Genomic DNA, 22,551 nt, shown 5'->3' with positions numbered 1-22,551 from the left:
TCTTCCTGCTGCTTTTACTATAATGAAGGCATGTCCGGCTATATTCGTCGGAATTGGATATGCTCTTCAAATTCGTAAAAACAGCCAGGAGGTGCAACATTGAGAAGACGCGTGATGGGAATGCTCATGACGTCAGCCGCGCTGTTGACAGCAATTCATGTGGCGCCGGGTCAGGTTGACGCAGCGGCATCAACAGCATCCACGGGACAGAAGGCGGTTATTCAGGCGGCTGTAAAGCTTAGATCCGGTCCTTCGACTACAGGGGATGTAGTCAGCTTTATGAAGCAGGGAGAGGCCGTAACGGTATTGGAGAAAACCAACAGCTATTGGTATAAGATCAAGACTTCTGATGGAGTAACCGGATACACTAGCAGCTCCGACAAGTACATAAAAGTTGGCGCTACCAGCGTCGCTGCTGCTGTCACCCCGTCTACCACTCGTAAATCGGAAGCCACAGAGTCAGTTAAAAATGTTTCAGCTAAAGAGGCTGTGGCCTCAGTGAATAGTTCTGCCGGTCAAACGAAAGCTACGATTCAAACGTCCGTTCGTTTGCGGGCGGAGGCATCCACTTCTTCCGAGGTCTTGGGCTATTTGAATGCAGGGGATGTCGTTACGATTACCGATCCAAGTAATGCCTATTGGTTCAAGGTTACCAATGCTGGTGGTACGGTGGGTTACGTCAGCTCGTCTCCACAGTATATTCGTATTGGTGAGGGCGTTGTTGTGCAGCAGCCTGTGTCTGCTCCGGTGACAACCACTCCTGATACTACTGCAATACCTGTGACAGCCTCTCCTGCGTCAACTATGAACATATTTTCCGGTGATGCAGCGGCTGCAATAGAGCAGGTTATTAACACGGGGATGACTTATCTCGGAACTCCATATGAATATGGTTCGGATCGTAGCAGTACGGCTACTTTTGATTGCTCGGCATTTACCCGTCAAATTTTCCGTCAGGCTGTAGGTATCCAGCTTCCGGCAGATTCTCGTTCACAGGGTGAGTGGATCAAGCAAAACAGTCAGCCGAATACGGACATGACTACGCTGAAGCGTGGCGATTTGCTCTTCTTTACAAATTATAATGCATCTTCCGGGGCGTACACGTCCTTGGATAACTCCTCCCAAACGATTACACACGTAGCTGTATATTTGGGAGACAACAAGCTTCTCCATACGTTTTCTGTAGCGGGTGGCGGTGTAAAAGTTACGGATTTCAGCAAGCCTTGGCAGGACCGTTTCCTGTTTGGGGGCAGCGTGATTCAATAAAAGCGCCGCTAACTGTTAAAAAGCTGCATCAAAAAGGATGTTCCACAGCCCTGTTGACCAGGGTGGGAACATCCTTTTTTTATAGACATTTAGAATATTGCTTTTGTGCAGCTAGCATCCGATAACTATGAAACCCGTTTTCTTCTGGTGAAGAGTGAAATGACGAACAACACCAGAAATATCACAAATAATATTTTAGCGATTGTAGCAGCTACGGACACGACGATACCAAAAAAACCTAAGATACCGGCGATCACAGCAAAAATTAAGAATAAAGCGGACCATTTTAGCATGTTCTGTATCCTCCTTTAATTGTATATAATGTGGCATACTCACGCCCCGATAGAGCATGGTTGCAGATGATGGAGACTTCTATAGAATATTCGTGTCTGTGCCATCGTTATACGTTGTTTTAAACGGTGTGAGAGTCCGTGAATCATAACGTTTGGAGCGGAGAAGAAGCCAGCCTGGACGTTGTTTCGTGTCTGAATCTAAAGGGTAACTATGCAGTAATCATAAACATCATCGTGAAAGACGAAAGAGAGGTTACGCTATGTTAACACAGGTCAGCATTTTTATTATTGCTATCGCATTTGCAGTTCTCGTTATTTTCCTCATTAAAACGTTGAAAGCAGCACAAGGCTCTTTGGATAAGGTGACTCAAACCTTGCAGGATGTACAAAAAACGATTGATGAACTGAGTTATGAAGTAAAACAAACGGTTCGACATGCGAATGACATCACCGCAGATGTTGATCATAAATTGAAGCAAGTGGAGCCAGTGATGGAATCGGTTAGAAATTTGGGGGAGGTACTCAGCGAAGTGACGTTGGCTGCCAAGCAGGCTTCAACAGCGTTAATGACACGGTTTCAGAAATCGCATAGCGCTGCGAGTAATACTTCCAGAACGGATAACGCGATCAAGGCAACGACATCGAATAGACCTTTGACCGCAACGGAGCGGACGGTTCAGAGCTACAATGCGACTTATGAGGAGCCTGCGGCCAAGCCAGGTAAAAACTGGTTGGGTTATGTAGACATCGCTGCTGGGGTGTGGCAGAAAATGCGTCAGTAGCATAGTGGCTGAACCGTAAACTACAGGAAATTCATTGAAAGGGTGAGATTTATGATGAAGACGTTATTACTAGCTGCTGGTTTGCTCACTCCCTTTTCCGGACAGGATACGGTTCAGCAAACCGTTTCCCCGCAAATAGCGGGACATGTGGTTAGGACTGTGCAGACGATACCCGCTCCACATGCTGTACCAGCAGATTTTCATACCTTAAATGGCATATCTTTGGATGATACACGTGCTGATGTATTGAAAAAGCTGGGCAAGCCACAGCGAGTCAAAAAGGATAAGTTGCTGCTTTCTACAGAATACCAATATCCAGATGTTGTGGTAGGTATGCGTGAGGACGTCGTTTCTTATGTGCATGTAGATCCTGCTGCCGGTCGAATCAAGGTGAATGATAAGTGGCTGCCGCTGCAACGGAAAACGCTCGATCAGGCGCTGGGTGGCTCGCAATTCACGGCGGAAGACGGAGAGGTATATGTACGCGGACAACGTGCAATCAAAGTGTTTATGGATGAGACGTCTGATAAACCTAAGTATGTTGAGTTTTTTGATGAAACGGAATGGTAATTGATTTTTTTAAGGCATGACATAACATGGAAGTTTCAAATGGATATGTGAAGTGTAATAGTCAGAGAAGTCAATCCTTAAAGGAGCGTGAGAAACATGAATCAGACCAATCATAAATCTTATGCCAAAGTGGTAGATAACGGTGTACAAGCCGTTGAAGCAGTAAATGAGTTGCGTAACACAGGCTATCGTTATGAGGATGTGTTCGTGCTCGCTCATGATCAGGATCGGACAGATCGTATTGCCGATACGGTGGATGCCAAGGAAATCGGGATTAAGGAAGAGGGCGTTTTCGATTCATTAGCCAACTTGTTCCGTTCCCGCGGCGATGAGCTTCGCGCTAAAATTACTTCCTTGGGATTTACAGATACGGAAGCTGACTTTTATGAAAAAGAACTGGATCAGGGGAAAGTGCTGGTCATTGCTAAAAAAGCGTGATATCGCTGTTCACTATAAGAGTAGCGTGACATTAGATTCGAAAAAGAGGAAGTTGACCGCAGCACAAGTGTTTCGCGGGTCCTCCAAAAACATAGATAAGGAATGGGGTTCAGCCTCATTCCTTATCTATGTTTTTGGAATGCCTTCTTACGGAAACACTACTACTAATCAACAAGGGTGTTGCCGTTTAAGTAGGTATAGTATAATACATGAGTTACAGATAAGGAGAAGCCAATGAGAATTCTAATTGTTGACGATAACCCGACGAATATCATTATTATTCGTGAGATACTAAAAAAAGAAAATTATCGGGATGTGATCTCTGCTAACTCGGCCGCAGAAATGTTAGAGCATCTGGGAATAGGCGATCGTACCATTAGTCTCAGGCCCCGTCCTTCAGATATTGATCTGGTGCTGCTGGATATGATGATGCCTGAAATGGACGGCATTGAAGCTTGCAGTATTGTGCAGGAATATGAGCATTTAAAAGATATCCCGATTATTATGGTAACGGCTGTAGGTGATTCTAAAAAATTGGCTGAAGCTCTGGATGTGGGAGCCGTCGATTACGTCACGAAGCCGATCAACAAGGTAGAGCTAATGGCGCGAATCCGATCTGCCTTGCGTCTCAAATTGGAGAAGGACTGGCATAAGGATCGGGATCAGCGAATTCAGGATGAGTTGAAGCTGGCCGCGATGGTGCAGCAAGCGGTACTTAGTCCTGCCATTCAGGACCCGGTGCTGCAAGTAAATGCGCTCTATCAGCCTTCCTTTGAACTGGCAGGGGATTTATATTCTTGGTATCCGTTAGGGGAGGGGCGATATGCCATCATTTTGCTGGATATGATGGGACATGGCATTTCTTCTTCGCTGTTCTGCATGTTCATTGCATCTGTACTTAAGGACACGGTGACCACGTATGTGGAGCCTGAGAAGGTCATACAAGAGCTGAATCGTCGTTTTAATCAACTGGATCTGGGCAAACAGCTGGTACAGTATTATTTTACGGCGATTTATATGGTGATTGATACCCGTGCACGGCGAATTGACTATGTAAATGCGGGACATCCTCCCGGTTTGCTGTTCAACCAGGATGGTAGCATTACCAAATTTGACCGTGCATGCAGCCCGGTTGGTTTATTTGATAAGATTGATGCAGAAATGCACACGATTCATTATGAAGGAACAGGGCATATCGCTTTGTATACGGATGGCTTGCTGGAGGCGGTGGAAGGTGAATATGAGGAGCAGTTGGAGTATCTGACTGAGTGTCTGCGTAAATATGAGCAATGGAATGAAGAAGCGATGCTGGATGCTTTTTTTCGTAAAGAGGCGCCACAAGATCGTGATGATGATAAATGCCTGATCTGGATTTCGTTGAAAGAGGGAGAGAGCTTGCATGAAAATCAGAAATAAACTGCTGATTGGCTTTGGATCGCTTATGGCGATCCTCCTTGTGCTGACACTAATCAGCTATGACCGGATGGGGAGCCTGAATGAGCAGTTGAATCAGGTTTATCAGGATCGATATATGAAAGTCCGGAAAACAACAGCTATTCGCGGGCAGGTGAACGATATGGCCAAAGTGATGGCCAATCTGATCTTGAATCCAGGTTCCTCCGTTAGTGAGGCCAAACGCGAGCTGGACGATATTTCGGCTACTGGAACGAAAGTGCTGGCTAGTCTGCAAACGAATTCCGGCACCAGTGAAGAGCAACAGCAGGTTGATCGGGTAGCCGTCGCGTGGAATGAATTTTTAAGTTACGAACAAAGACTGGTCTCTTTGTTGGGGCAAGATCGTATTGATGAGGCTAACGCTTTCCGCAATAGTACTGGTTTGCCTGCCCAAGAGGAGGCGATGGATAGTATTAATGCCCTTGCCGTTTTTCAGGATCGGGAAATTGATAGCGACATGAAGCAAGCCAATTTGGCGTATGAAGAATCTGTGCAGATTACCACAATTCTGATGGCCGCCGGCCTGATCATGGGCTTACTGGTTATTTTGTGGGTGCTCCCAAGTATTGCCAAAGGTCTAAATGTCGTGAATCTCATGATTAATGGTTTTGGCAAGGGAAAGTACAGGGCCATCAGCCGAATGAGTGTTGCCTCCAAAGATGAAATCGGTGAGGTCGCTCGTGTATTTCAACAAATGGCCGGAGACTTGGAAGAAAAGCGGAAATTTGAACATTCCGTCCTTCAAACGCAGAAGGACCAAACTTGGCTTAATGCCAATACTGCTCGAGTGACTGAGTTGTTCCGTGGCGTAAATTCACTGGAGCAGGTTGCTCAGATGTTCATTAGTGAGTTTACGCCCATCTTGGGAGGCAGTTATGGAGCCATCTATTTGCAAGGAAAAGATGTAGAAGACAACCGATTTAAGTTATACGGCTCCTATGCAAAGGTGACTGGCGAAAATTCGATTAGAGACGTTATCCAGGTAGGCGAAGGGTTGCTCGGACAATGTGTTTTGGATCGTAAGCCGATCTTGATTACAGAGGCTCCTGACGGATATTTGTCCATAGGCTCTGCCTTAGGAGAAAGTAAGCCAGTGGGAATTATGATTTTCCCTATTTTGTTCGAAGATGAGTGCATCGGTGCTATAGAAATAGCGTCACTGGATCGCTTCAGTGATCTGGAAACGAAGCTGTTTGCTCAATTAGTAGAGAGCATGGGGATCATTCTGAACAATATCAAGGGACGGATGCGTGTAGAGCAATTGCTGCGCGAGTCCCAGGCACTTACTGAGGAATTGCAATGTCAGTCCGAGGAGCTACAAACTCAGCAAGAGGAACTCAAGCGCTCCAACGAAAATTTGGAGGAGCAAACAGAGGAACTCAAGCGTTCAGAGGAATTGTTACAGCGTCAACAAGAAGAATTGGAGCATTTTAATACTGAACTGATTGCCAAAACCAGAGCGCTAGAAGAACAGGTACGAGAAGTGGAAGAAAAGAACGACGAGATTGAACATGCACGAGCTCAGTTGGAACAACAGGCCATGCAGCTAGGAATCACAAGCAAATACAAATCCGAGTTTTTGGCCAATATGTCTCATGAGCTGCGTACTCCGCTAAATAGCTTGCTCATTCTTTCTCAGCTCTTGTCTGAGAACAAGGAGGGCAATCTCAAGCCGAAGCAGGTGGAATATGCACAAACCATTTATATGTCAGGCGCGGATTTGCTGAAAATGATTGATGAAATTCTGGATTTATCCAAAGTGGACGCTGGAAAAATGGATATTAACCATGAAGCGGTCCACTTGAAGGAACTGGAACTGTTTGTGGAGCAGAATTTTGCTCCGGTCGCAGCCCAACGTGGGCTTCAACTGCATACCGAGATCGAAGAGAACTTGCCAGATGCCATTATCAGTGACGGTTATCGTCTCAAACAAATTTTACGTAATTTGTTGTCCAATGCATTCAAGTTCACCACGGAAGGATCTATTCGTTTCAGTGTATCTCGGGCAAATGGAGAACAGCTTCCGGGTCTGCTAAATCCACGAAGATCCTATCTGGCTCTATCTGTGCATGATACGGGCATTGGGATTGCTTCCGATAAAACGGATCTGATCTTCGAAGCCTTCCAGCAGGTAGACGGTACAACCAGCCGGAAATATGGGGGGACAGGACTAGGTCTGTCAATCAGCCGCGAGCTTTCCAGATTGTTGGGCGGTGTGATTACGGTGGAATCCGAGCAGGGACAGGGCAGTTGCTTCACACTGTATTTGCCGGAACAAACGCCAACGGCTGAGGATATGGATTCTCATTCGAGAGAGGAATTTAATGGCACGGATGTGAATTCGGATTTTGAGAATGTTGCAGCCTCGGCAGAAACGGACCTTCCCATGATTATGCCTGCTAAACAGTTGCCATTATATCAGATGCCTTCGAAAAACAAAGCGGAGGACATTATACATCCAGGGGACGACCGAAACGAGATTACCTCGCAGGATAAAGTGTTGCTGATTGTTGAGGATGATATTAATTTTGCTAATATTTTGTACGATATGGCCCGTAGCCGGGGCTTTAAGGCACTGATCGCTCTCCAAGGAGACGATGGGCTCAACATGGCTCAGTCTTATTTGCCGGACGCTATTATATTAGATATTCAATTACCTGTGATGGATGGCTGGTCCATTTTAGGCGAGCTAAAAGGAAATTCATCGACACGTCATATTCCAGTGCATGTTATTTCAGTCATAGATGATGTGAAGCAGGGCCTAATGATGGGCGCGATTGCCTATCTCAAAAAGCCTTCCTCGAAGGAAAGTCTGGATAAAGCATTTTCACATATAAAATCGTATACAGACCAAATGGTCAAACGTCTTCTTGTGGTTGAAGATGACGATAATCAGCGTAAATCCATTATTGAGCTGATCGATCATGATGATGTTGCCATTACGGCGGTATCGACAGGTCAGGAAGCACTGAATGAGCTGGCCACTCAGCGGTATGACTGCATGGTACTGGATCTGATGCTGAGCGACATGACTGGTTTTGAGCTGCTGGATCGTATTCGAGAGAACGAGCAGCTAGCTGATCTGCCGATCATTATTTATACAGGCAAAGATTTGGATAACAAAGAAGAAACGCAACTTCGCAAATATGCAGAGTCTATTATTATTAAAGATGTTAAATCGCCGGAACGGCTTTTGGACGAAACAACGCTGTTCTTGCATCGTGTAGAGGCGAATCTTCCTGACGACAAACGCAAAATTTTGCAAAAGCTATACAACAAGGAAGAGCTGTTTGAAGGTAAAAAAATATTGTTGGTAGACGATGATATTCGCAATGTATTTGCTCTGTCCAGTGTGCTGGAAAGCTATCGTATGGATGTTACCTTTGCGGAAAATGGAAGAGAAGCACTGGAACTACTGGAACAGACACCTGATTTTGATCTGGTGCTGATGGATATGATGATGCCGGAAATGGATGGATATGAAGCGATGCGACGTATCCGGCTAATGCCACAATTCGAGAAGATGCCTATTATTGCCCTGACAGCCAAGGCCATGAAGGATGATCGTTCCAAGTGTATTGAGGCAGGCGCTTCCGATTATGTGAAAAAACCGATTCAAACCGAACAACTTTTATCATTAATGCGGGTGTGGTTGTATTCGTAACCCAAAAAAATGGGTAATATAAATCGACACATGATGGGAGCGGCACAGGCAAAACCTATTTAGGAATTGGAGAGAGATTATGACATCTAAGGATATGGCGGATAATGCTGCTAATGAAGTGAAATCGAATGATGCTGAGCGGGAATTGATTGAGATTGAGCTGTTGCTGGAAGGTATACATCGGCTGTACGGCTACGATTTTCGTAACTACGCTCTGCCTTCGATTAAGCGGCGTGTTTATTATCATGCGCAGTCCGAGAATGTAAGCACGATATCAGGACTTCAGGAGAAGGTGCTGCATGATCGCAGCGCCTTCGATAGGCTGGTACAGAGCCTTTCCATTCCGGTGACCGAGATGTTCCGTGACCCGGAGCTGTTTCTGAATTTTAGACAGAAAATCATTCCTATTTTGCGAACGTATCCGTACATTCGAATCTGGCATGCAGGTTGCTCCACGGGTGAGGAAGTATATTCTATGGCGATCTTGCTGCATGAGGAAGGCTTATATGATAAGGCCCGCATTTATGCGACGGATATGAATAACCTGTCTTTACAGCAGGCGAAGGAAGGCGTATATGGGATCGACCGAATGAAGCTGTATACCAAAAATTATTTGGAGTCCGGGGGCACACAATCGTTCTCTGAATATTATACAGCCAAGTATGATTCAGTGATGTTTCATCCTTTTTTACGGAAAAATATTATTTTTGCGGAGCACAACTTAGCGACAGACCGGTCCTTTAACGAGTTCAATGTTATTTTTTGCCGGAATGTCATGATCTATTTTAACGACGAACTTCGCAACCATGTACATGGGTTGTTTTATGATAGCTTGAGTCATTTTGGCGTGTTGGTGCTTGGGGCCAAGGAATCCATACATTTTACCGATTATAGTGATTCCTACGAGCCGCTGGACCGGATAGAAAAAATATACCGGAAGATTAAATAGAGATGCTTAGGAGGATTCCATGGGGCTTCATGAACCGATTCATATATTGCTGGTAGATGACAGACCTGAGAACCTGCTCGCTCTTGAGGCGGTGCTGGAGAGTGAACAATATAATCTGGTAAAGGCCACATCCGGGGAAGAAGCGCTGCGATGTCTATTAAAAGATGAATTTGCACTCGTAGTCCTGGATGTGCAGATGCCGGGTATGGATGGTATTGAGACCGCAAAGCTAATCAAGGCCAGAGAGAAAACGAAGGATATTCCGATTATCTTCATTTCAGCTAACAGCAAGGAAGCGGAGCATTTATTTGCGGGATATTCAGCAGGCGGTATTGATTATATGGTTAAGCCGTTCATCCCTCAAATTCTCAAGTCCAAAATTGAAGGTTTCGTGCAAATGTATCTGACAAATAAGCGTTTGAAGACACAGTCCCATCTGCTTCATCAGAAGACCCAGCAGCTGGAGAAGATGAACAGCGAACTGATTGCCGCCAAGGAGGCAGCGGAGATTGCTGCCAATGCCAAAACGGAATTTCTGGCGATGATGAGCCATGAGATCCGCACACCTATGAACGGCGTCATTGGAATGATTGATTTGCTGATGGAGACGGAGCTGCAAAGCGACCAACAGGAATATGCCGATATCATCCGTCGTAGTGCAGACGCGCTGGTAGCAGTCATTAATGATATTCTGGACTTCACTAAGCTGGAGTCAGGCAAAATGGAGGTAGAGGAATATCCTTTTGATCTGGTTTCCTGTATCAAGGAAGTTTTCAGCCTATTTACGGTAGAAGTGAACCGAAAGAACTTGGAACTGGTTTATTTTCTCGATGAACAGATGCCTCCTGTGTTATATGGAGATATGGGAAGATTGCGTCAAGTGCTGATTAACCTGATATCCAATGCTGTCAAATTTACAGACCGGGGCGGGGTGTATGTCTTCGCATCTGTCAAAGAGCAAAGCGATAATGGACTTACCGTTGAGTTTTCTGTGAAGGATACGGGCATTGGTATTGATCCGGCTAAGGTTGAAAGGTTGTTTCAGCCCTTTTCCCAACTGGATTCTTCAATGACACGTAAATATGGTGGAACCGGGTTAGGACTCGCCATTTGTAAAACCTTAGTGAATATGATGGGCGGAGATATCCGCGTAGATACGAGCGGAGAACAGGGCGTGACGTTTCATTTCACAATGAAGCTTGGCTTTGCTCAGGAAAATGAACTGGAGGGGGAGTCCAGCCACGATTGGGAAATTCCACATCAGGAATCTCCAAGTCGTAGACCTGTACTGGTCGTTGATGATCATCCGATTAACCAGAAGCTGATGGTTAATATACTGGATAAGCTCGGTCTGGCTTCAGATGTGGCAGCAGATGGACAGCAGGCGCTTGATATGGTCACGGCTAATCAGGACTATGACTATATCTTTATGGACTTGCAGATGCCTGTGATGGACGGTCTGGAGTGTACGGGGAGAATGCGTAAACAATTGGTGGGAAGATCCCAACCTGCCATTATCGCCATGACGGCTAATGTGATGGAGGGTATTCAGCCTCGATGTATAGAAGCGGGGATGAACGATTATATTAGTAAGCCCGTTAAAATCAGCAGTGTAAAACAGGCGTTGCTACGGCATTCTCCGGACCATTTTCCAATGCAGCCGGGTAAAGATCAAATCAATGAAGCTTAGATGGTGGCATTTGGTAGTGTTTAAAAAGTTATACCGTGATTCAAACGCTCTTATAATGGGTTAGTATGTAGGGAAATCTTTTTTTGGGAGAGTAGGCCTATGAATACAAATAAAAATGAGAAGTTTAATGCAATTACAGAAACAACCGATGGCGTAAATACCGTTTATCTGAGTGGAGAGTTGGATCTTTCGGTAGCACCTGATTTTCGTCTGGTGATGGAGCCTTTGGTGGGGGAATCCAGCCAAGATTTGATTATTAACTTGAGAGACCTTAAATACATTGACAGCACAGGTATTGGAATCTTGTTATCCATTTTAAAAGCAAGGCATGGGATGGAGTCTCGCTTTGCTGTTCAAGAGGTACCGCCTCAAATTCAAAAGCTATTTGATATGACTGGTATTGCCAAATTCTTTGTCCCCCAGGAGAATTCCCAATAGGAAAGGAAAGAAAAAGAAATGAACGCTCAAATTCAAAAAGTAGTTCTTAATTTGCCGGCAACTGCTGACTTTGTTGATATTGTAAGATTAAATTTATACGGTATTGCCGCGAAAATGGGATTCTCTTATGAGGATATTGAAGACATGAAAGTGGCTGTATCGGAAGCCTGTAATAACTCTGTCCTTTATGCATATGGTCATGAGGGGGGAGTCGTGGAAGTGACATTCGAATTTGATGAAGTTTCGCTGTCCATTCGTGTCAAAGATGAAGGGGAGAGCTTTGAACGCGTGGAGGACCCGTCCCGTATCGCATCCTTGCATGACAAGGAGTTGAATGATGCACAGATAGGCGGATTAGGCTTTTATCTCATGCAGGCGCTTATGGACGATGTCCATATCTTGAATGAGACAGGAAAAGGCACCGAAGTGGTGCTGGTAAAGCGCTTGACCAGAAGTGAGGAAAGAGTATGAATGAAAAGGTAACTCCCCCGGAGTCGATGGATGAAGCCGTTGGTCTAATCTGGGAGTACCAGCAAACCAAGGATAACGAGATTGCTACCGTGCTGATCCGCAAGTATGAGCCGATGGTCAAGATGGCTGCCGGGAAAATCTCCCGTAACCGTCCGGACTTATACGAGGATTTATATCAGACCGGTCAGATGGCTTTGATACGTCTGCTTCAGCAATACGATATCAGCTTGGGTATCCCATTTGAACCGTACGCTATGAAAAGTATGCTGGGACATATGAAAAATTATTTGCGCGACAAATCCTGGTACATCCAGGTTCCTCGCCGCATTAAGGAAAAGGGTGCGCTTGTTCAACATGCTATTGATGAACTGACCGTTAAGTTGGAACGCTCACCCAATGTGGACGAGATTGCGACCTATTTGGATCTAACCGTGGAAGAAACGATCGAGGTGCTTGCTGGTCGTGAGTGCTATCACTATGTTTCACTGGACTCGCCTTTATCCCAGGAAGAGAGTGCAGCTACGTTAGGCGAGCTCATTAGCTCGGATGCTAACGATTATGACACTGTGGAAAAACGAATGGATTTGCAGCAGGCTTTAAGCCAACTGAAGGAGCAGGAACAGAAGGTGCTTCTTCTGGCATTTCAGGACGGTCAATCTCAACGTGCGATTGCCCAGACGTTGGGCGTATCACAGATGAGCGTTTCCCGTATTCAGAAGCGGGCTACGGAAAAGCTGAAGCAGATTATGTCTAATTCCTCTATTTCATGAGAAAAACGCGGAATTCTTGGTTTAACATATTTGATGTCACATCGTAAGGACACGTTATTCCGATTTGGGGAAACGTGTCCTTTTTATAAAGCGAAAAAGGTTGGGAGGAAGGTTGGAATCCATGACAGCATTTGAACAGATTTCTTCCTTTCGTGGAGGATGGGAATGGTGGGACATCAGTGCTGGGAATTGGCAAGATTCGGTCATACAGCACTTGAAGGAGAAGCTTCCAGAAGCCGCAGAATGGCTGGACAAGGTAGAGGACATTCCATCCAGCTTTATATCTGTACGCTTTCCAGATGGCAATCAGCCCTTAATGTACGGGTCGCTGATCTACTCCGTTCAAGAGGAAATCGATAGTCAACGCAATTGCAACAAGTTTTATTTTCTGGTTCTAAACCAGAAGCTGGTGACGTTAAATTTGGATCAAAACACCCGTGAAATTATGCACACCGCGGAACGCCAAAAAATGCTGGAACAGTGTGAGGATGCAGCTGACGGCATGTTTGTATTGGCGAGAGCCGTGCTTCATTATTTTCATACAGGTATGGATAAGTTCGAGATCAACCTGAGAAGACTGGAAGAGGACATGGAGAAAAGAAATGCCCGTACACTGATGGATTCTATATTGAATGCACGTTTCGAGCTGTTGTATTGGAGCAATATGTTCATTCCTTTTTCAGAGCTGGTAACGGCTTCTCGGGAGGCATATTTGGATAAACTGGAGGAGAATCGCTTTTTTAAGCAGTTACTTTACCGTGTGACTCGGATGGAAGGACTTTTCCTGCATTATGAAAAGGAAATCGACACCCTGATCTCTATTGACGAGGCCATTTCCGCTTTTAGGGGCAATGAGATTACGAAGACGCTCACCATTGTGACCGCCGTTTTTACACCTGCCACTGTAGTGGGGGCCATTTGGGGCATGAACTTTGAAAATCTGCCTTGGATTAAAACAGGCTGGGGTTTTACCGCCGTGATTATTGCCACATTGCTAAGTATGGCGGGAATGTACGGCTGGCTGATGATGAAGGGGTGGACAGGAGACTTATTGAAAACTAACAAGCGCAACAAATTGTAGCGGCTGCTTACAGCTGTTATAATTTACAAATAAAAAACGATCCATCGTAACAGGAAGCTCTTTGGGGAGTCTATATCGGTTACGATGGATCGTTTTTAATTGAGATAGGGACAATTACTTAGTACCTTGGCTCATTTTGATATATCCTAATAATTCGGCGATGAAATCTCCGATGACCGGAAGATTTAACTGTACCAGGAAACTGAGCAACCAAGCGAGCAAGGCGAGTATGACCACTGTACCCAGCGTAAGGCCGAGACCACGTGCAATCCCTGCAGTCAGATTGCTCATAATTCTTCTTTTCGTGCTGGAGTAGTTCTCTATAATATCTTTGAATTCTGCTTTTTCCAATGTATCTGCGATTTGATCTAGGCGTTTGTTAAGCCGCTTGACCTCATGGCGAAGTTCAAAAGGATGCTCATTTACATCAAAGTCTCTCTCCGGATCATGTGTTTTAACATGATGATGAGTAGAAGAGGTCTGCTTGGATGAAATCTCATCTGGCTGATCTTGAGCCTGGAGGGGGTGAAAGGTTCTCTTGTTGTTCCGAGCAAGATCATCTCCATAGGAGTTTGGTTTGTTCATTGTCATCCCAGCCTTTCTATCATTTAAAAACAGCCAGCTTCTTGCATGCTGGCTGTTCAGTGTTTGGATATTATTTTGGTTGTAATCGGAATGTGTTCCTATTAGGAATTTGCATTTAATTGTTTTTGAGTGTCCTTGGCTGCTTGAGCGGTTGCATCCATAACTTCTTTATCCGCTTTGGCCGCTTCATTAGCGACATCGGCAGAAGCTTTGGTTACGCTGGATACGATGTTGTCTTTACTCTCGGATACCGTTTTGGCTACATCTGCTGTTTTAGTGGAAACGGTTTTGGCCAAATCTGTCGCTTTGCTGCTAACTACAGATGCGACATCCTTCGTTTTATCGGAGACAACAGTCATTTTTTCGGACAGATCACTACGTAAATCGCGACCCGGCTTTGGAGCGAACAGCAGGGCTGCCGCAGCACCAATCAAACCTCCAATGAATAAACCCTTTGCAAAACCTGAAGTGCTTGCCATATTTTGATTGTCAATGTTACTCATGATATATCACTCCTTTTATAGAATAAAAATATATATAAATGTTAGGTAGCCCTTCTCAATAGCCTGGACGCAAGTCCGAGCAAGAATACGAACAATGCGGTTCCAAGTATGGCTGGAATGACTGCAAAATCTCCGATGACCGGGCCCCAGTCTCCCAACAGCATGACACCTAGCCAAGCTCCTACAAATCCAGCAATCATAGAGCCTGCAATGCCGCCAGGCATTTCATGTCCAGCTAGTGCATCGCCAATCAATCCGATAATAATGGCCATTACAATACTTAGTACAATTCCCCACACAAGGATCGCCTCCCTTATCCTAAGTTCACAAACGATAACGTTTTTGATAAATGCTGAGCTTCGATATTGCTGTGCCTTGCTTACTTCGTATATAAACGTCATGACCCGGAGTGAAACAAAAAGCCGAATCGGACGTTATGGGCGGGGGGGAGAAGAAAGTTGCATTTTCGCTCGCCAATAGATCATAGGAACGGTAAACGCCAGCCAAATGATGCCTGCAATATAACCACCCACAATATCTGTAGGAAAGTGAACTCCTAAATATATACGGCTTAGTCCAATCAATATAATGAGCAGTGCACCAAGAACGCACGGGAGGAAGAGCGAACGCTCACGAATCTTTCGTTCTATAGCCCAGATGGCAAATATCATGCCGTAAAATCCCATGGAAATCATCGCATGACCGCTGGGAAAACTGTAGCCCCCGGCTTCAACCAAATGTTGAAGTGACGGGCGTTCCCGTTGCAGAATTTCTTTAATGAGCGTATTCAGCACCCACATCGCCGTAAAGCTGCTTAGGATCGCAAAGGAATAAGCTTTTGAACGAAGAAAGACCCAGCATAAGGTAGCAGCACCGAGGGCGATAATTAACGACATGCTGAATGAACCGAAAGACGTAATGAATATAGCGATGGTTAGCAATTGGTCATGAGTAGCTGCTGTGTCTGGAAAAATAGCATCCTGTATACGCTCATCCCAATATAGAAAAGGAGCCGTGCCAATCCATTGCACAGAGTAGGCGATGAGAAGCATCACAGCGATCATGATAATAGATGCATACAGACTACGACGCAAATAGCTTGGTAGGAACCGGGATGGTTGGGGTTTATGGGATAGCATATGTAATAAATCTCCTCCTTATGGCTGTAATAGATTTAATTTTTCGTACTATTAACTTAACTAATAATGAACTTAAGAGCAAAACTCGACGGAGACGACAGGCTGATTGAGGCATTTAAGCCCGGGGTAAAGGGATCGTATCACAGTGTTTGTAATGCCAGGGCCGAAAGTGGAATAATCATCACGAAGCAAGGCTGCTTTACGGAACTGTAATCCATGGAGGTGTTAAGGATGATTAAAATAGTGACATCGGCAGAAAGACATACCTCAAATAAAGGATGGATTCATAGTGAGTTTAGCTTTTCATTTGCCGATTATGAAGATCCGAGCAATGCCCATTTTGGTTGTATGCTAGCCCATAATGATAACAAACTTGAACCGCAGCAAGGCTTCAAAAGACATCCGCATCACGATTTGGAAATCGTCACTTATGTAATTGAAGGCCAATTGCATCATAGCGACAGCTTGGGACATGAGCAGGATTTAAAAAGCGGCTCGATTCAGGTTCTGAGTGCAGGCATCGGGATTGAACATGAAGAGCGAAATACTGGGGATGAAAGATCGGTTCGCTTTTTGCAAATGTGGTTTTTACCCGAGAGCCCTGGCATTCAGCCTTCTTATCAGGTGCAAAGATTCAAGCACAGTGAACGCCTAAATCGGCTTCAGCCTGTTGTGTCTGGTTCAGAAGTGGAGGGAACGTTATCCATCGCGCAGGATATAAATCTGTATCTGAGCAGATTGGAAAAAGGCCAGCAGCTTGAATATCCGCAGCAAGAGGAGCGCCGCACCCACATTTATGTAGTTAGCGGTCATGTGGAAGTTACGTGCCAGGATGGAGATTTTCAGTTAGGGCCTGGTGATGCTGCACGAATTCAAAAAAGTTGTGCATTAAAGATACTAGCTACAGGTAATGAGGATATATCTGAACTGGTGTTAGCAGATTTACCTTGAAGCATCCTTGAGTGAAGAAGTGTATGAAAATGCGTATATGCAATCGAAAAATAAAGCTCGTATCCCCGTTGCGCGTCTGTTGAAGCGAGCGGAGGTACGAGCTTTATTTACGGTGACAGGGCCACTGGCATGAAGGCTGTTGCTCATGATGATAGGTTGTAATACAGCTAAGCTGTATTCCTATAGGCTGATTCAGGAGGACTTACGCAATCTACCCAGTTCAGAAACAATAGCTTCAACCTCGGAAATGCTCAGGTTAGGCTTGTTTATCACCATATCATAGACATCATGGATGTCCTCGTATTGCTCCAGCGAGAAAGCGGAAGCTTGCATAGCAGCACCACTCGCCATACGGAGCTTGGTTTTAATGCCCTCAATCATATACTCAATGTTGGCATGAGACGGTACAGACAAATCCATCGTTAATTTTCCATCCTTTCATAACAGGGGAAGTTGCCTGTATTGTATCATGTTTTTGTTGTAGAATGTACTGAAAGCCAGATTACCAATATACAACCGAATCAAGGAGGATGGGCAAAGTTGTCTTTGTATAATCGAGCTTCCGCACCCGGACGCTCGTCCTTAGAACATAATGTAAAGAAAACAGATCGAGATGGACTCGCGCCGTTTTTCCGAGAAATTCATCATCAGCATGCTATAGATAAGTTGACTTTTGTTTGTATCGGTACAGATCGCTCGTCGGGTGATTCACTGGGGCCACTGGTAGGCACCATGCTCAAGGAGCAAGGTTTTCCGCACGTGATTGGGACAATGTCGGAGCCCTGTGATGCGGATCATCTGGTTCCATACTTGGAGTGCATTCCCCAAGATCATCATGTGATCGCCATAGATGCTTGTCTTGGACAGCACGGCTCAACGGGAATGTTTCTTATTGCGTGTGAACCGCTAACTCCTGCGCGATCGGTAGGGCTGTCTCTGCCGTCTGTGGGTCATTATAGTGTTGCAGCGATTGTGAATGAGCGCAGTCCCAAACCCTATTGGACACTCCAAATGACTTCGCTTCACTTGGTCATGACAATGGCTGCGCATATTGCTAATGCGGCGGCTTGTGAATTTGGCTTAAAAACAGCTTCGCAAGATTTTCCAGAGGGTTACCGTTTCAGATATTGATCGTCTGCTTAATAATATACATCAGCATGTTCTACTCACTAATATATTCAGATCCAATAGATTATATACAGAGAAGGAAGGGTTCCACATGGAAAAGGTATTATGCGAAGGAACGACGATCTGCTATGCCGAACAGGGAAAAGGAGATCCGATCATTCTATTGCACGGATTTTGCGGAAGCTCCTCCTATTGGGATGAGGTTGTTCCCTTGCTGTCCCCAAGCTATCGTTGTATTGTTCCAGACTTGCGTGGACACGGACGCAGCGATGCTCCACTAGGAGCCTATACGATTGATCAAATGGCAGATGATGTGCTTAAACTTCAAGAACAATTGGACATCCCTCAGGCTGCCTGGTTTGGTCACTCCCTAGGAGGCTATTTAGCCCTTTCGGCAGTGCAAAGACATGCAGAGCGCCTTACAGCCTTTGGACTGATTCATTCCACAGCTTATGCAGATACGGACGAAGGTAAAGAAAAGCGTAACAAGGCTGTATCTACCATCCAAACGGAGGGGATTACCAACTTTGTAGATGGACTCGTACCGGGACTGTTTGCTCCTGATCATGTGGAGTCGATGTCCAGCCAATTACTTAAAGTCAAAGAAATTGGCTACAAAACACCTCCGCAAGGAGCTGTAGGAGCATCATTGGCTATGCGCGAGCGTCCTGACCGACGGGATGTGTTGTCGGCTTCTGCCTTGCCAGCTCTTTTAGTAGCGGGGGAGCAGGATCAGGCGGTTCCTCCAGCGCGGACGTTTACAACAGATCGGGCCGGAGTAACTCAGGTTACCCTGCCGGAAGCAGGTCACATGAGCCTGTTTGAGGCACCGGAGCTATTAGCTAATGCTATCTTGGCGTTTTTGGAGCAAAACTTGAAAAAGTAGACTAAGGTAAGCCCAAAAACCGGAACCCTTTGATGTGATCGTCAGAAGGTTCCGGTTTCTTGTATGCAAATTGTTTTTAGATGTGGTCACTATACATTCAGTTTATTTGAATTTTGCTGACTTGTTGTATCATATCGGTTAATGTGCAGAATACCTAAGTCATATTATTTTTGTTCAAGGCAAACGCCGTCGGCAAACCATCAATACTCTCTAAACTTTTCTCGTATGCATACTTTTTAAGTACTTCTTCGCCCATCTGAATCGCCACGTCCTTCAGCTTTTCCCGTTCGCTCGTGTAAGTCATGAAGGGAACTGCAAAACCACATGAATCCTGCACCATATGAACATCAACTACTATGATTTGTCTTGCTCCAGGAAGTGGATTAAAGAGAGGATACAGCTCATTCCAACGCTTTGTATTGGGCAACACGACTGTGCCAGTACCATAGAGTCTTAATACACTGGGCTCGCCTTCAAATGCACAGAACATGATGGTTACCCGTCCGTTCTCTATAATGTGCGCACTTGTTTCGTTGCCACTTCCCGACAAGTCGAGATAGGCTACCTCCTGATCTGACAAAATACGAAAGGAATCATATCCCTTGGGGGAAATATTCACATGCCCCGTCTCGGATATCGGTGCTGATCCTACAAAGAAAATATGCTGTCGCTGTATGAACTCTTTATATTCCGGTAGTATCGCACTGAATTTTTTTCCCATACTTAAACGTCCTCCCCTGTAAAATATCAATGCATAATTTTGTTTCGAATGAAAATAAATATTTTATTTTATTATATGAATCAATAAATAATAAAGATTATTTTTGTTTCGAATGAAACAAAAATAACACGAGACTAACGGAGAATCAATATCAAATTTTCAAATACTCTATTTCGTTAGTCCATGATCGGCTACAAAACACTGTACTAACGGAATGTTACGTGCCATACGTGATTTCTGAGTGTCGAATCTTTGATGCTATAAAGTATTTGTAATTGTGTTAAATGAAATTGCGGCATGGCGGTGGCATTTGGCTTTTAGACAAGGATGTCATACAATCAGAAGACAGAAGTTTCTGGTTGTCTAGGCATCGGGATGAAAGGAAGGGAACGGCTTGCTTAGAAAAGACTATTTGCTCAGTATGATGGAAGAATTGACATCCGCAGTAGCATCGGTGCTCGGTCTTAGGCGCGAAAATAAACACATCGAAGCGCTGAAACAGCTAGATGACCTGCTCAACAAGCAGTTTCGTCTTCGTTCAGATCTGCTCAGACGATTGCCGCCGGAACAAATTATTGAGCTTTTCCGATTGGGCCCTGGAATTGAAGCGGATAAGCTTCAGCAGGTGGCTCGCATTTTGGAGGAAGAAGCCGCGATTTACCTGGAAACCAGCAGAACAGACGAAGGTATACGAATCTTGATGAAATCTCTTCATTTATATTTGTACAGCGATACGAATGGCGCGACTCGTGATCTGCAGGTCCTGCCTGAACGAATAGCGTGTATCGTGAAGCTGGTGCGCGAATATGAGCTCCCCCCTGAAACCAGCAAGCTGCTGGCTGTTCATTACGAGCGAGAAAACAGGTTGGACGAAGCCGCCGATGTCTGGTTTGGATTGGCATGGGAGCAGCCAGAGCTGCTAGCGGAAGCGGAGACGTTTTATAGTCAATTACTGGATAAGACCAATGCAGAGCTGGAGCTGGGTGGAATTTCACGCCAGGAAGTCACCGAGGGTTTGACCGAGATCACCCAATTACATGAAAGAAAGTGAGATGTACCTTTTGGATTCACTGCGCGAACTTATATACCAATTGACCACGGGAGGATCCCTCATAACAGCGACGCTGAGTCAGCTTCGCAAACGGGAGGATGCTTCTTTTACTAAAGTACAAATTAAACCTGTAGAATTGAAAAACAAACTGCATTACCAGTTTGCTTTTCATTACAGCAACAAAGTCATTCATGAAAATCTGATCCCTGACGAAGCTAACGAGCGTATGACTGCCTTGTTTGAGGACACGTTCCGCCAAGGACTTTTATGCGCCAAGGATGCAGACTACCAAGTGCTGATCAGTAAAAAATATAAAGTATCCATTCTGACAAAGTCACCGAGCAAAAGTAAAGCCGACCTGTCTCATAATCGCAAAAAGCAATATGTGCTCGAAGAAGGGGAACGAATTCCTTTCCTGATTGAGCTGGGGATTATGAATGAGGATGGTAAGGTACTGGCCCGCAAGTATGATAAGTTTCGTCAAATTAACCGGTTTCTCGAAATGGTGCAGGATGTATTACCTAGCCTTCCGGTAGGCCGCCCATTGACGATTGTGGATTTTGGCTGTGGCAAATCGTATTTGACCTTTGCGTTGTATCACTATTTGGCTGTACAGCAAAAGCGACCATTGCAGATCGTTGGTTTGGACTTGAAGGCAGATGTCATTGAAGCCTGTAATGTTCTGGCTCAAAAGCTGCAATATCGACAGTTGGAGTTTCTGGTCGGTGATATCGCAGACTATAACGAACTGGAACAGGTGGATATGGTTGTTACCTTGCACGCTTGTGATACTGCAACAGATGCGGCGCTGGAAAAGGCTGTTCGCTGGGGTGCTTCCGTCATTTTGTCGGTTCCGTGTTGCCAGCATGAGCTGTTTAACCAACTGGAAAATCCGGTATTGGAGCCGTTGCTTTCCCACGGCATTTTAAAGGAGCGTTTTTCTGCACTGGCAACGGATGGAATCCGGGCCAAACTGCTGGATATGATGGGATATCGGACACAGCTATTGGAATTTATCGACATGGAGCATACACCTAAAAATATTCTGATTCGTGCCGTCAAAGGGCAAGCGGGAGAACAATCCGTTCTGTGGCGTGAATACACAGCATTTCGGGATTTTATTCATGCTGATCCTTATTTGGAACGCGCTTGTGCGGACTTGCTTCCCGAAGGAGCGGGGAAAAAGCAGACACATAGCTAGGAATATAGTAAAAGTGGAGCCACTGCGGGGTGGCTCCACTTTTTTGTAGTTCACAGTTCATGATTGCAGTACACAAACATCTATCCGCCATAGGCATTTCTAAAAGCGGTGCACAAGACATCGCGATCCACCTTCCACAATGCCGCGAGCTCCTCGCTGACATCTTCATCCCACCAGTCGCACAGTAGTTTGCGATTACTATGGTTTTCCGCAATCCAGATAAGGTGTCCGACGACCTTGCGGCAGTATAGTTCTTCGCCCTGCTTGACCAGATCAGGAGCAATGTGAACAGGCAGACGTTTGCAGGTTCGATACAACTCTTTGGTACATGCGCGGCGGATACCACGAGCCGTGGGTAATCGGGATTGTGAATTGTCATGTTTGGGGAATTTGCCGGGAGGCATATTGTACCCCCTCCTCTCTCTCACAACTTATGCGGGCAGAGGATCCGGGGTCACTGACTTCCCTTTTTGGACGAAGTGGCGACTTGTTCTGCCGCTGTGATACACTAAATGAAAA

25 protein-coding genes are annotated in these 22,551 nt (G+C 45.3%); 17 read left to right on the top strand and 8 right to left on the bottom strand.

The window, feature by feature from the left end; genetic code table 11:
- Positions 1–99: 99 nt before the first annotated feature.
- Complete coding sequence (locus MKY98_RS21775) at positions 100–1,266, top strand: C40 family peptidase (RefSeq protein WP_029517165.1); 1,167 nt, start codon at positions 100–102, stop codon at positions 1,264–1,266.
- Positions 1,267–1,391: 125 nt separating this feature from the next.
- On the opposite strand, the gene MKY98_RS21770 is transcribed toward MKY98_RS21775, so the two are convergent.
- A complete protein-coding gene (locus MKY98_RS21770) occupies positions 1,392–1,559 on the bottom strand; it encodes a DUF1328 domain-containing protein (RefSeq protein ID WP_029517166.1) in 168 nt (55 codons plus the stop codon).
- Positions 1,560–1,819: 260 nt separating this feature from the next.
- Here MKY98_RS21770 and MKY98_RS21765 point away from each other — a divergent pair, with 260 nt between their 5' ends.
- The 11 genes from MKY98_RS21765 (at position 1,820) to MKY98_RS21715 (ending at position 13,867) form a co-directional block, all read left to right on the top strand.
- Positions 1,820–2,341, top strand: coding sequence for a DUF948 domain-containing protein (locus tag MKY98_RS21765; protein ID WP_029517167.1), 522 nt, complete (start codon positions 1,820–1,822; stop codon positions 2,339–2,341).
- A 51-nt stretch (positions 2,342–2,392) separates the two neighbouring features.
- Positions 2,393–2,911, top strand: coding sequence for a hypothetical protein (locus MKY98_RS21760; protein ID WP_029517168.1), 519 nt, complete (start codon positions 2,393–2,395; stop codon positions 2,909–2,911).
- A gap of 96 nt (positions 2,912–3,007) precedes the next feature.
- On the top strand, positions 3,008–3,349 hold the full coding sequence (locus MKY98_RS21755; RefSeq protein ID WP_023990277.1) for a general stress protein: 342 nt from the start codon (positions 3,008–3,010) through the stop codon (positions 3,347–3,349).
- A 234-nt stretch (positions 3,350–3,583) separates the two neighbouring features.
- The gene (locus tag MKY98_RS21750; RefSeq protein WP_029517169.1) at positions 3,584–4,765 is read left to right on the top strand and encodes a PP2C family protein-serine/threonine phosphatase; all 1,182 of its coding nucleotides are present in this window, start codon (positions 3,584–3,586) and stop codon (positions 4,763–4,765) included.
- Positions 4,749–8,468, top strand: a complete 3,720-nt coding sequence (locus MKY98_RS21745) for a response regulator (RefSeq protein ID WP_208332614.1) — start codon at positions 4,749–4,751, stop codon at positions 8,466–8,468. The genes MKY98_RS21750 and MKY98_RS21745 overlap by 17 nt, the downstream gene beginning before the upstream one ends.
- A gap of 79 nt (positions 8,469–8,547) precedes the next feature.
- Positions 8,548–9,417 (top strand): CheR family methyltransferase, encoded by an 870-nt coding sequence (locus tag MKY98_RS21740; protein WP_029517171.1) that lies wholly within the window; start codon positions 8,548–8,550, stop codon positions 9,415–9,417.
- 19 nt (positions 9,418–9,436) lie between these two features.
- On the top strand, positions 9,437–11,107 hold the full coding sequence (locus MKY98_RS21735) for a response regulator (protein ID WP_069011989.1): 1,671 nt from the start codon (positions 9,437–9,439) through the stop codon (positions 11,105–11,107).
- 99 nt (positions 11,108–11,206) lie between these two features.
- Positions 11,207–11,545: an STAS domain-containing protein gene (locus MKY98_RS21730; protein ID WP_023990272.1), complete on the top strand. Its 339-nt coding sequence runs from the start codon at positions 11,207–11,209 to the stop codon at positions 11,543–11,545.
- 18 nt (positions 11,546–11,563) lie between these two features.
- Entirely contained in the window at positions 11,564–12,016 is a 453-nt protein-coding gene (gene rsbW, locus MKY98_RS21725) for an anti-sigma B factor RsbW (RefSeq protein WP_013311930.1), read from the top strand.
- Positions 12,013–12,786: a sigma-70 family RNA polymerase sigma factor gene (locus MKY98_RS21720; RefSeq protein WP_013311929.1), complete on the top strand. Its 774-nt coding sequence runs from the start codon at positions 12,013–12,015 to the stop codon at positions 12,784–12,786. Before rsbW ends, MKY98_RS21720 begins: the two co-directional genes overlap by 4 nt.
- 121 nt (positions 12,787–12,907) lie before the next feature.
- On the top strand, positions 12,908–13,867 hold the full coding sequence (locus MKY98_RS21715) for a magnesium transporter CorA family protein (protein WP_029517173.1): 960 nt from the start codon (positions 12,908–12,910) through the stop codon (positions 13,865–13,867).
- 114 nt (positions 13,868–13,981) lie between these two features.
- Here MKY98_RS21715 and MKY98_RS21710 read toward each other — a convergent pair whose 3' ends face one another.
- From MKY98_RS21710 to MKY98_RS21695, 4 genes are all read right to left on the bottom strand, one after another.
- A complete protein-coding gene (locus tag MKY98_RS21710; RefSeq protein ID WP_049816975.1) occupies positions 13,982–14,458 on the bottom strand; it encodes a DUF5665 domain-containing protein in 477 nt (158 codons plus the stop codon).
- A 95-nt stretch (positions 14,459–14,553) separates the two neighbouring features.
- Positions 14,554–14,955 carry a YtxH domain-containing protein gene (locus MKY98_RS21705; RefSeq protein ID WP_029517175.1) on the bottom strand — a complete coding sequence of 134 codons (402 nt, stop codon included), beginning with the start codon at positions 14,953–14,955 and terminating at the stop codon, positions 14,554–14,556.
- A gap of 41 nt (positions 14,956–14,996) precedes the next feature.
- Positions 14,997–15,254, bottom strand: coding sequence for a GlsB/YeaQ/YmgE family stress response membrane protein (locus MKY98_RS21700; RefSeq protein ID WP_069011991.1), 258 nt, complete (start codon positions 15,252–15,254; stop codon positions 14,997–14,999).
- Between the two features lie 135 nt (positions 15,255–15,389).
- Entirely contained in the window at positions 15,390–16,094 is a 705-nt protein-coding gene (locus MKY98_RS21695; RefSeq protein ID WP_069011993.1) for a phosphatase PAP2 family protein, read from the bottom strand.
- 231 nt (positions 16,095–16,325) lie between these two features.
- Here MKY98_RS21695 and MKY98_RS21690 point away from each other — a divergent pair, with 231 nt between their 5' ends.
- Positions 16,326–17,045, top strand: a complete 720-nt coding sequence (locus MKY98_RS21690; protein ID WP_069011995.1) for a pirin family protein — start codon at positions 16,326–16,328, stop codon at positions 17,043–17,045.
- 192 nt (positions 17,046–17,237) lie between these two features.
- On the opposite strand, the gene MKY98_RS21685 is transcribed toward MKY98_RS21690, so the two are convergent.
- Complete coding sequence (locus MKY98_RS21685; RefSeq protein WP_029517178.1) at positions 17,238–17,465, bottom strand: DUF1128 domain-containing protein; 228 nt, start codon at positions 17,463–17,465, stop codon at positions 17,238–17,240.
- 120 nt (positions 17,466–17,585) lie between these two features.
- On the opposite strand from MKY98_RS21685, the gene yyaC reads away from it, so the two are divergent.
- Entirely contained in the window at positions 17,586–18,176 is a 591-nt protein-coding gene (yyaC, locus tag MKY98_RS21680) for a spore protease YyaC (protein WP_039273804.1), read from the top strand.
- A gap of 88 nt (positions 18,177–18,264) precedes the next feature.
- Positions 18,265–19,059, top strand: coding sequence for an alpha/beta fold hydrolase (locus tag MKY98_RS21675; RefSeq protein ID WP_029517180.1), 795 nt, complete (start codon positions 18,265–18,267; stop codon positions 19,057–19,059).
- A gap of 154 nt (positions 19,060–19,213) precedes the next feature.
- Here MKY98_RS21675 and MKY98_RS21670 read toward each other — a convergent pair whose 3' ends face one another.
- Positions 19,214–19,780: a pyridoxamine 5'-phosphate oxidase family protein gene (locus tag MKY98_RS21670; RefSeq protein ID WP_069011999.1), complete on the bottom strand. Its 567-nt coding sequence runs from the start codon at positions 19,778–19,780 to the stop codon at positions 19,214–19,216.
- 394 nt (positions 19,781–20,174) lie between these two features.
- Here MKY98_RS21670 and MKY98_RS21665 point away from each other — a divergent pair, with 394 nt between their 5' ends.
- Both MKY98_RS21665 and MKY98_RS21660 read left to right on the top strand, forming a co-directional pair.
- Entirely contained in the window at positions 20,175–20,831 is a 657-nt protein-coding gene (locus MKY98_RS21665; protein ID WP_069012001.1) for a DUF6483 family protein, read from the top strand.
- The gene (locus MKY98_RS21660; RefSeq protein WP_069012003.1) at positions 20,818–22,032 is read left to right on the top strand and encodes a class I SAM-dependent methyltransferase; all 1,215 of its coding nucleotides are present in this window, start codon (positions 20,818–20,820) and stop codon (positions 22,030–22,032) included. The genes MKY98_RS21665 and MKY98_RS21660 overlap by 14 nt, the downstream gene beginning before the upstream one ends.
- Before the next feature lie 80 nt (positions 22,033–22,112).
- On the opposite strand, the gene MKY98_RS21655 is transcribed toward MKY98_RS21660, so the two are convergent.
- Positions 22,113–22,436: a hypothetical protein gene (locus tag MKY98_RS21655; RefSeq protein ID WP_029517184.1), complete on the bottom strand. Its 324-nt coding sequence runs from the start codon at positions 22,434–22,436 to the stop codon at positions 22,113–22,115.
- Positions 22,437–22,551: the final 115 nt, after the last annotated feature.

Source organism: Paenibacillus sp. FSL M8-0228, from assembly GCF_038007385.1.
GTDB lineage: Bacteria > Bacillota > Bacilli > Paenibacillales > Paenibacillaceae > Paenibacillus > Paenibacillus polymyxa_D.
This window is presented reverse-complemented; position numbering and strand designations above follow the sequence as displayed.

Bases quoted from the DNA above. Each gene is read 5' to 3' on its own strand.
- MKY98_RS21660 (WP_069012003.1), top strand. From the start codon at position 20,818: ATGAAAGAAAGTGAGATGTACCTTTTGGATTCACTGCGCGAACTTATA.
- MKY98_RS21685 (WP_029517178.1), bottom strand. From the start codon at position 17,465: ATGGATTTGTCTGTACCGTCTCATGCCAACATTGAGTATATGATTGAG.
- MKY98_RS21720 (WP_013311929.1), top strand. From the start codon at position 12,013: ATGAATGAAAAGGTAACTCCCCCGGAGTCGATGGATGAAGCCGTTGGT.
- MKY98_RS21740 (WP_029517171.1), top strand. From the start codon at position 8,548: ATGACATCTAAGGATATGGCGGATAATGCTGCTAATGAAGTGAAATCG.
- MKY98_RS21760 (WP_029517168.1), top strand. From the start codon at position 2,393: ATGATGAAGACGTTATTACTAGCTGCTGGTTTGCTCACTCCCTTTTCC.
- MKY98_RS21710 (WP_049816975.1), bottom strand. From the start codon at position 14,458: ATGACAATGAACAAACCAAACTCCTATGGAGATGATCTTGCTCGGAAC.
- MKY98_RS21715 (WP_029517173.1), top strand. From the start codon at position 12,908: ATGACAGCATTTGAACAGATTTCTTCCTTTCGTGGAGGATGGGAATGG.
- MKY98_RS21675 (WP_029517180.1), top strand. From the start codon at position 18,265: ATGGAAAAGGTATTATGCGAAGGAACGACGATCTGCTATGCCGAACAG.
- MKY98_RS21765 (WP_029517167.1), top strand. From the start codon at position 1,820: ATGTTAACACAGGTCAGCATTTTTATTATTGCTATCGCATTTGCAGTT.
- MKY98_RS21770 (WP_029517166.1), bottom strand. From the start codon at position 1,559: ATGCTAAAATGGTCCGCTTTATTCTTAATTTTTGCTGTGATCGCCGGT.
- MKY98_RS21730 (WP_023990272.1), top strand. From the start codon at position 11,207: ATGAATACAAATAAAAATGAGAAGTTTAATGCAATTACAGAAACAACC.
- MKY98_RS21750 (WP_029517169.1), top strand. From the start codon at position 3,584: ATGAGAATTCTAATTGTTGACGATAACCCGACGAATATCATTATTATT.
- rsbW (WP_013311930.1), top strand. From the start codon at position 11,564: ATGAACGCTCAAATTCAAAAAGTAGTTCTTAATTTGCCGGCAACTGCT.
- MKY98_RS21735 (WP_069011989.1), top strand. From the start codon at position 9,437: ATGGGGCTTCATGAACCGATTCATATATTGCTGGTAGATGACAGACCT.
- MKY98_RS21690 (WP_069011995.1), top strand. From the start codon at position 16,326: ATGATTAAAATAGTGACATCGGCAGAAAGACATACCTCAAATAAAGGA.
- MKY98_RS21655 (WP_029517184.1), bottom strand. From the start codon at position 22,436: ATGCCTCCCGGCAAATTCCCCAAACATGACAATTCACAATCCCGATTA.
- MKY98_RS21670 (WP_069011999.1), bottom strand. From the start codon at position 19,780: ATGGGAAAAAAATTCAGTGCGATACTACCGGAATATAAAGAGTTCATA.
- MKY98_RS21695 (WP_069011993.1), bottom strand. From the start codon at position 16,094: ATGCTATCCCATAAACCCCAACCATCCCGGTTCCTACCAAGCTATTTG.
- MKY98_RS21755 (WP_023990277.1), top strand. From the start codon at position 3,008: ATGAATCAGACCAATCATAAATCTTATGCCAAAGTGGTAGATAACGGT.
- MKY98_RS21745 (WP_208332614.1), top strand. From the start codon at position 4,749: ATGAAAATCAGAAATAAACTGCTGATTGGCTTTGGATCGCTTATGGCG.
- MKY98_RS21705 (WP_029517175.1), bottom strand. From the start codon at position 14,955: ATGAGTAACATTGACAATCAAAATATGGCAAGCACTTCAGGTTTTGCA.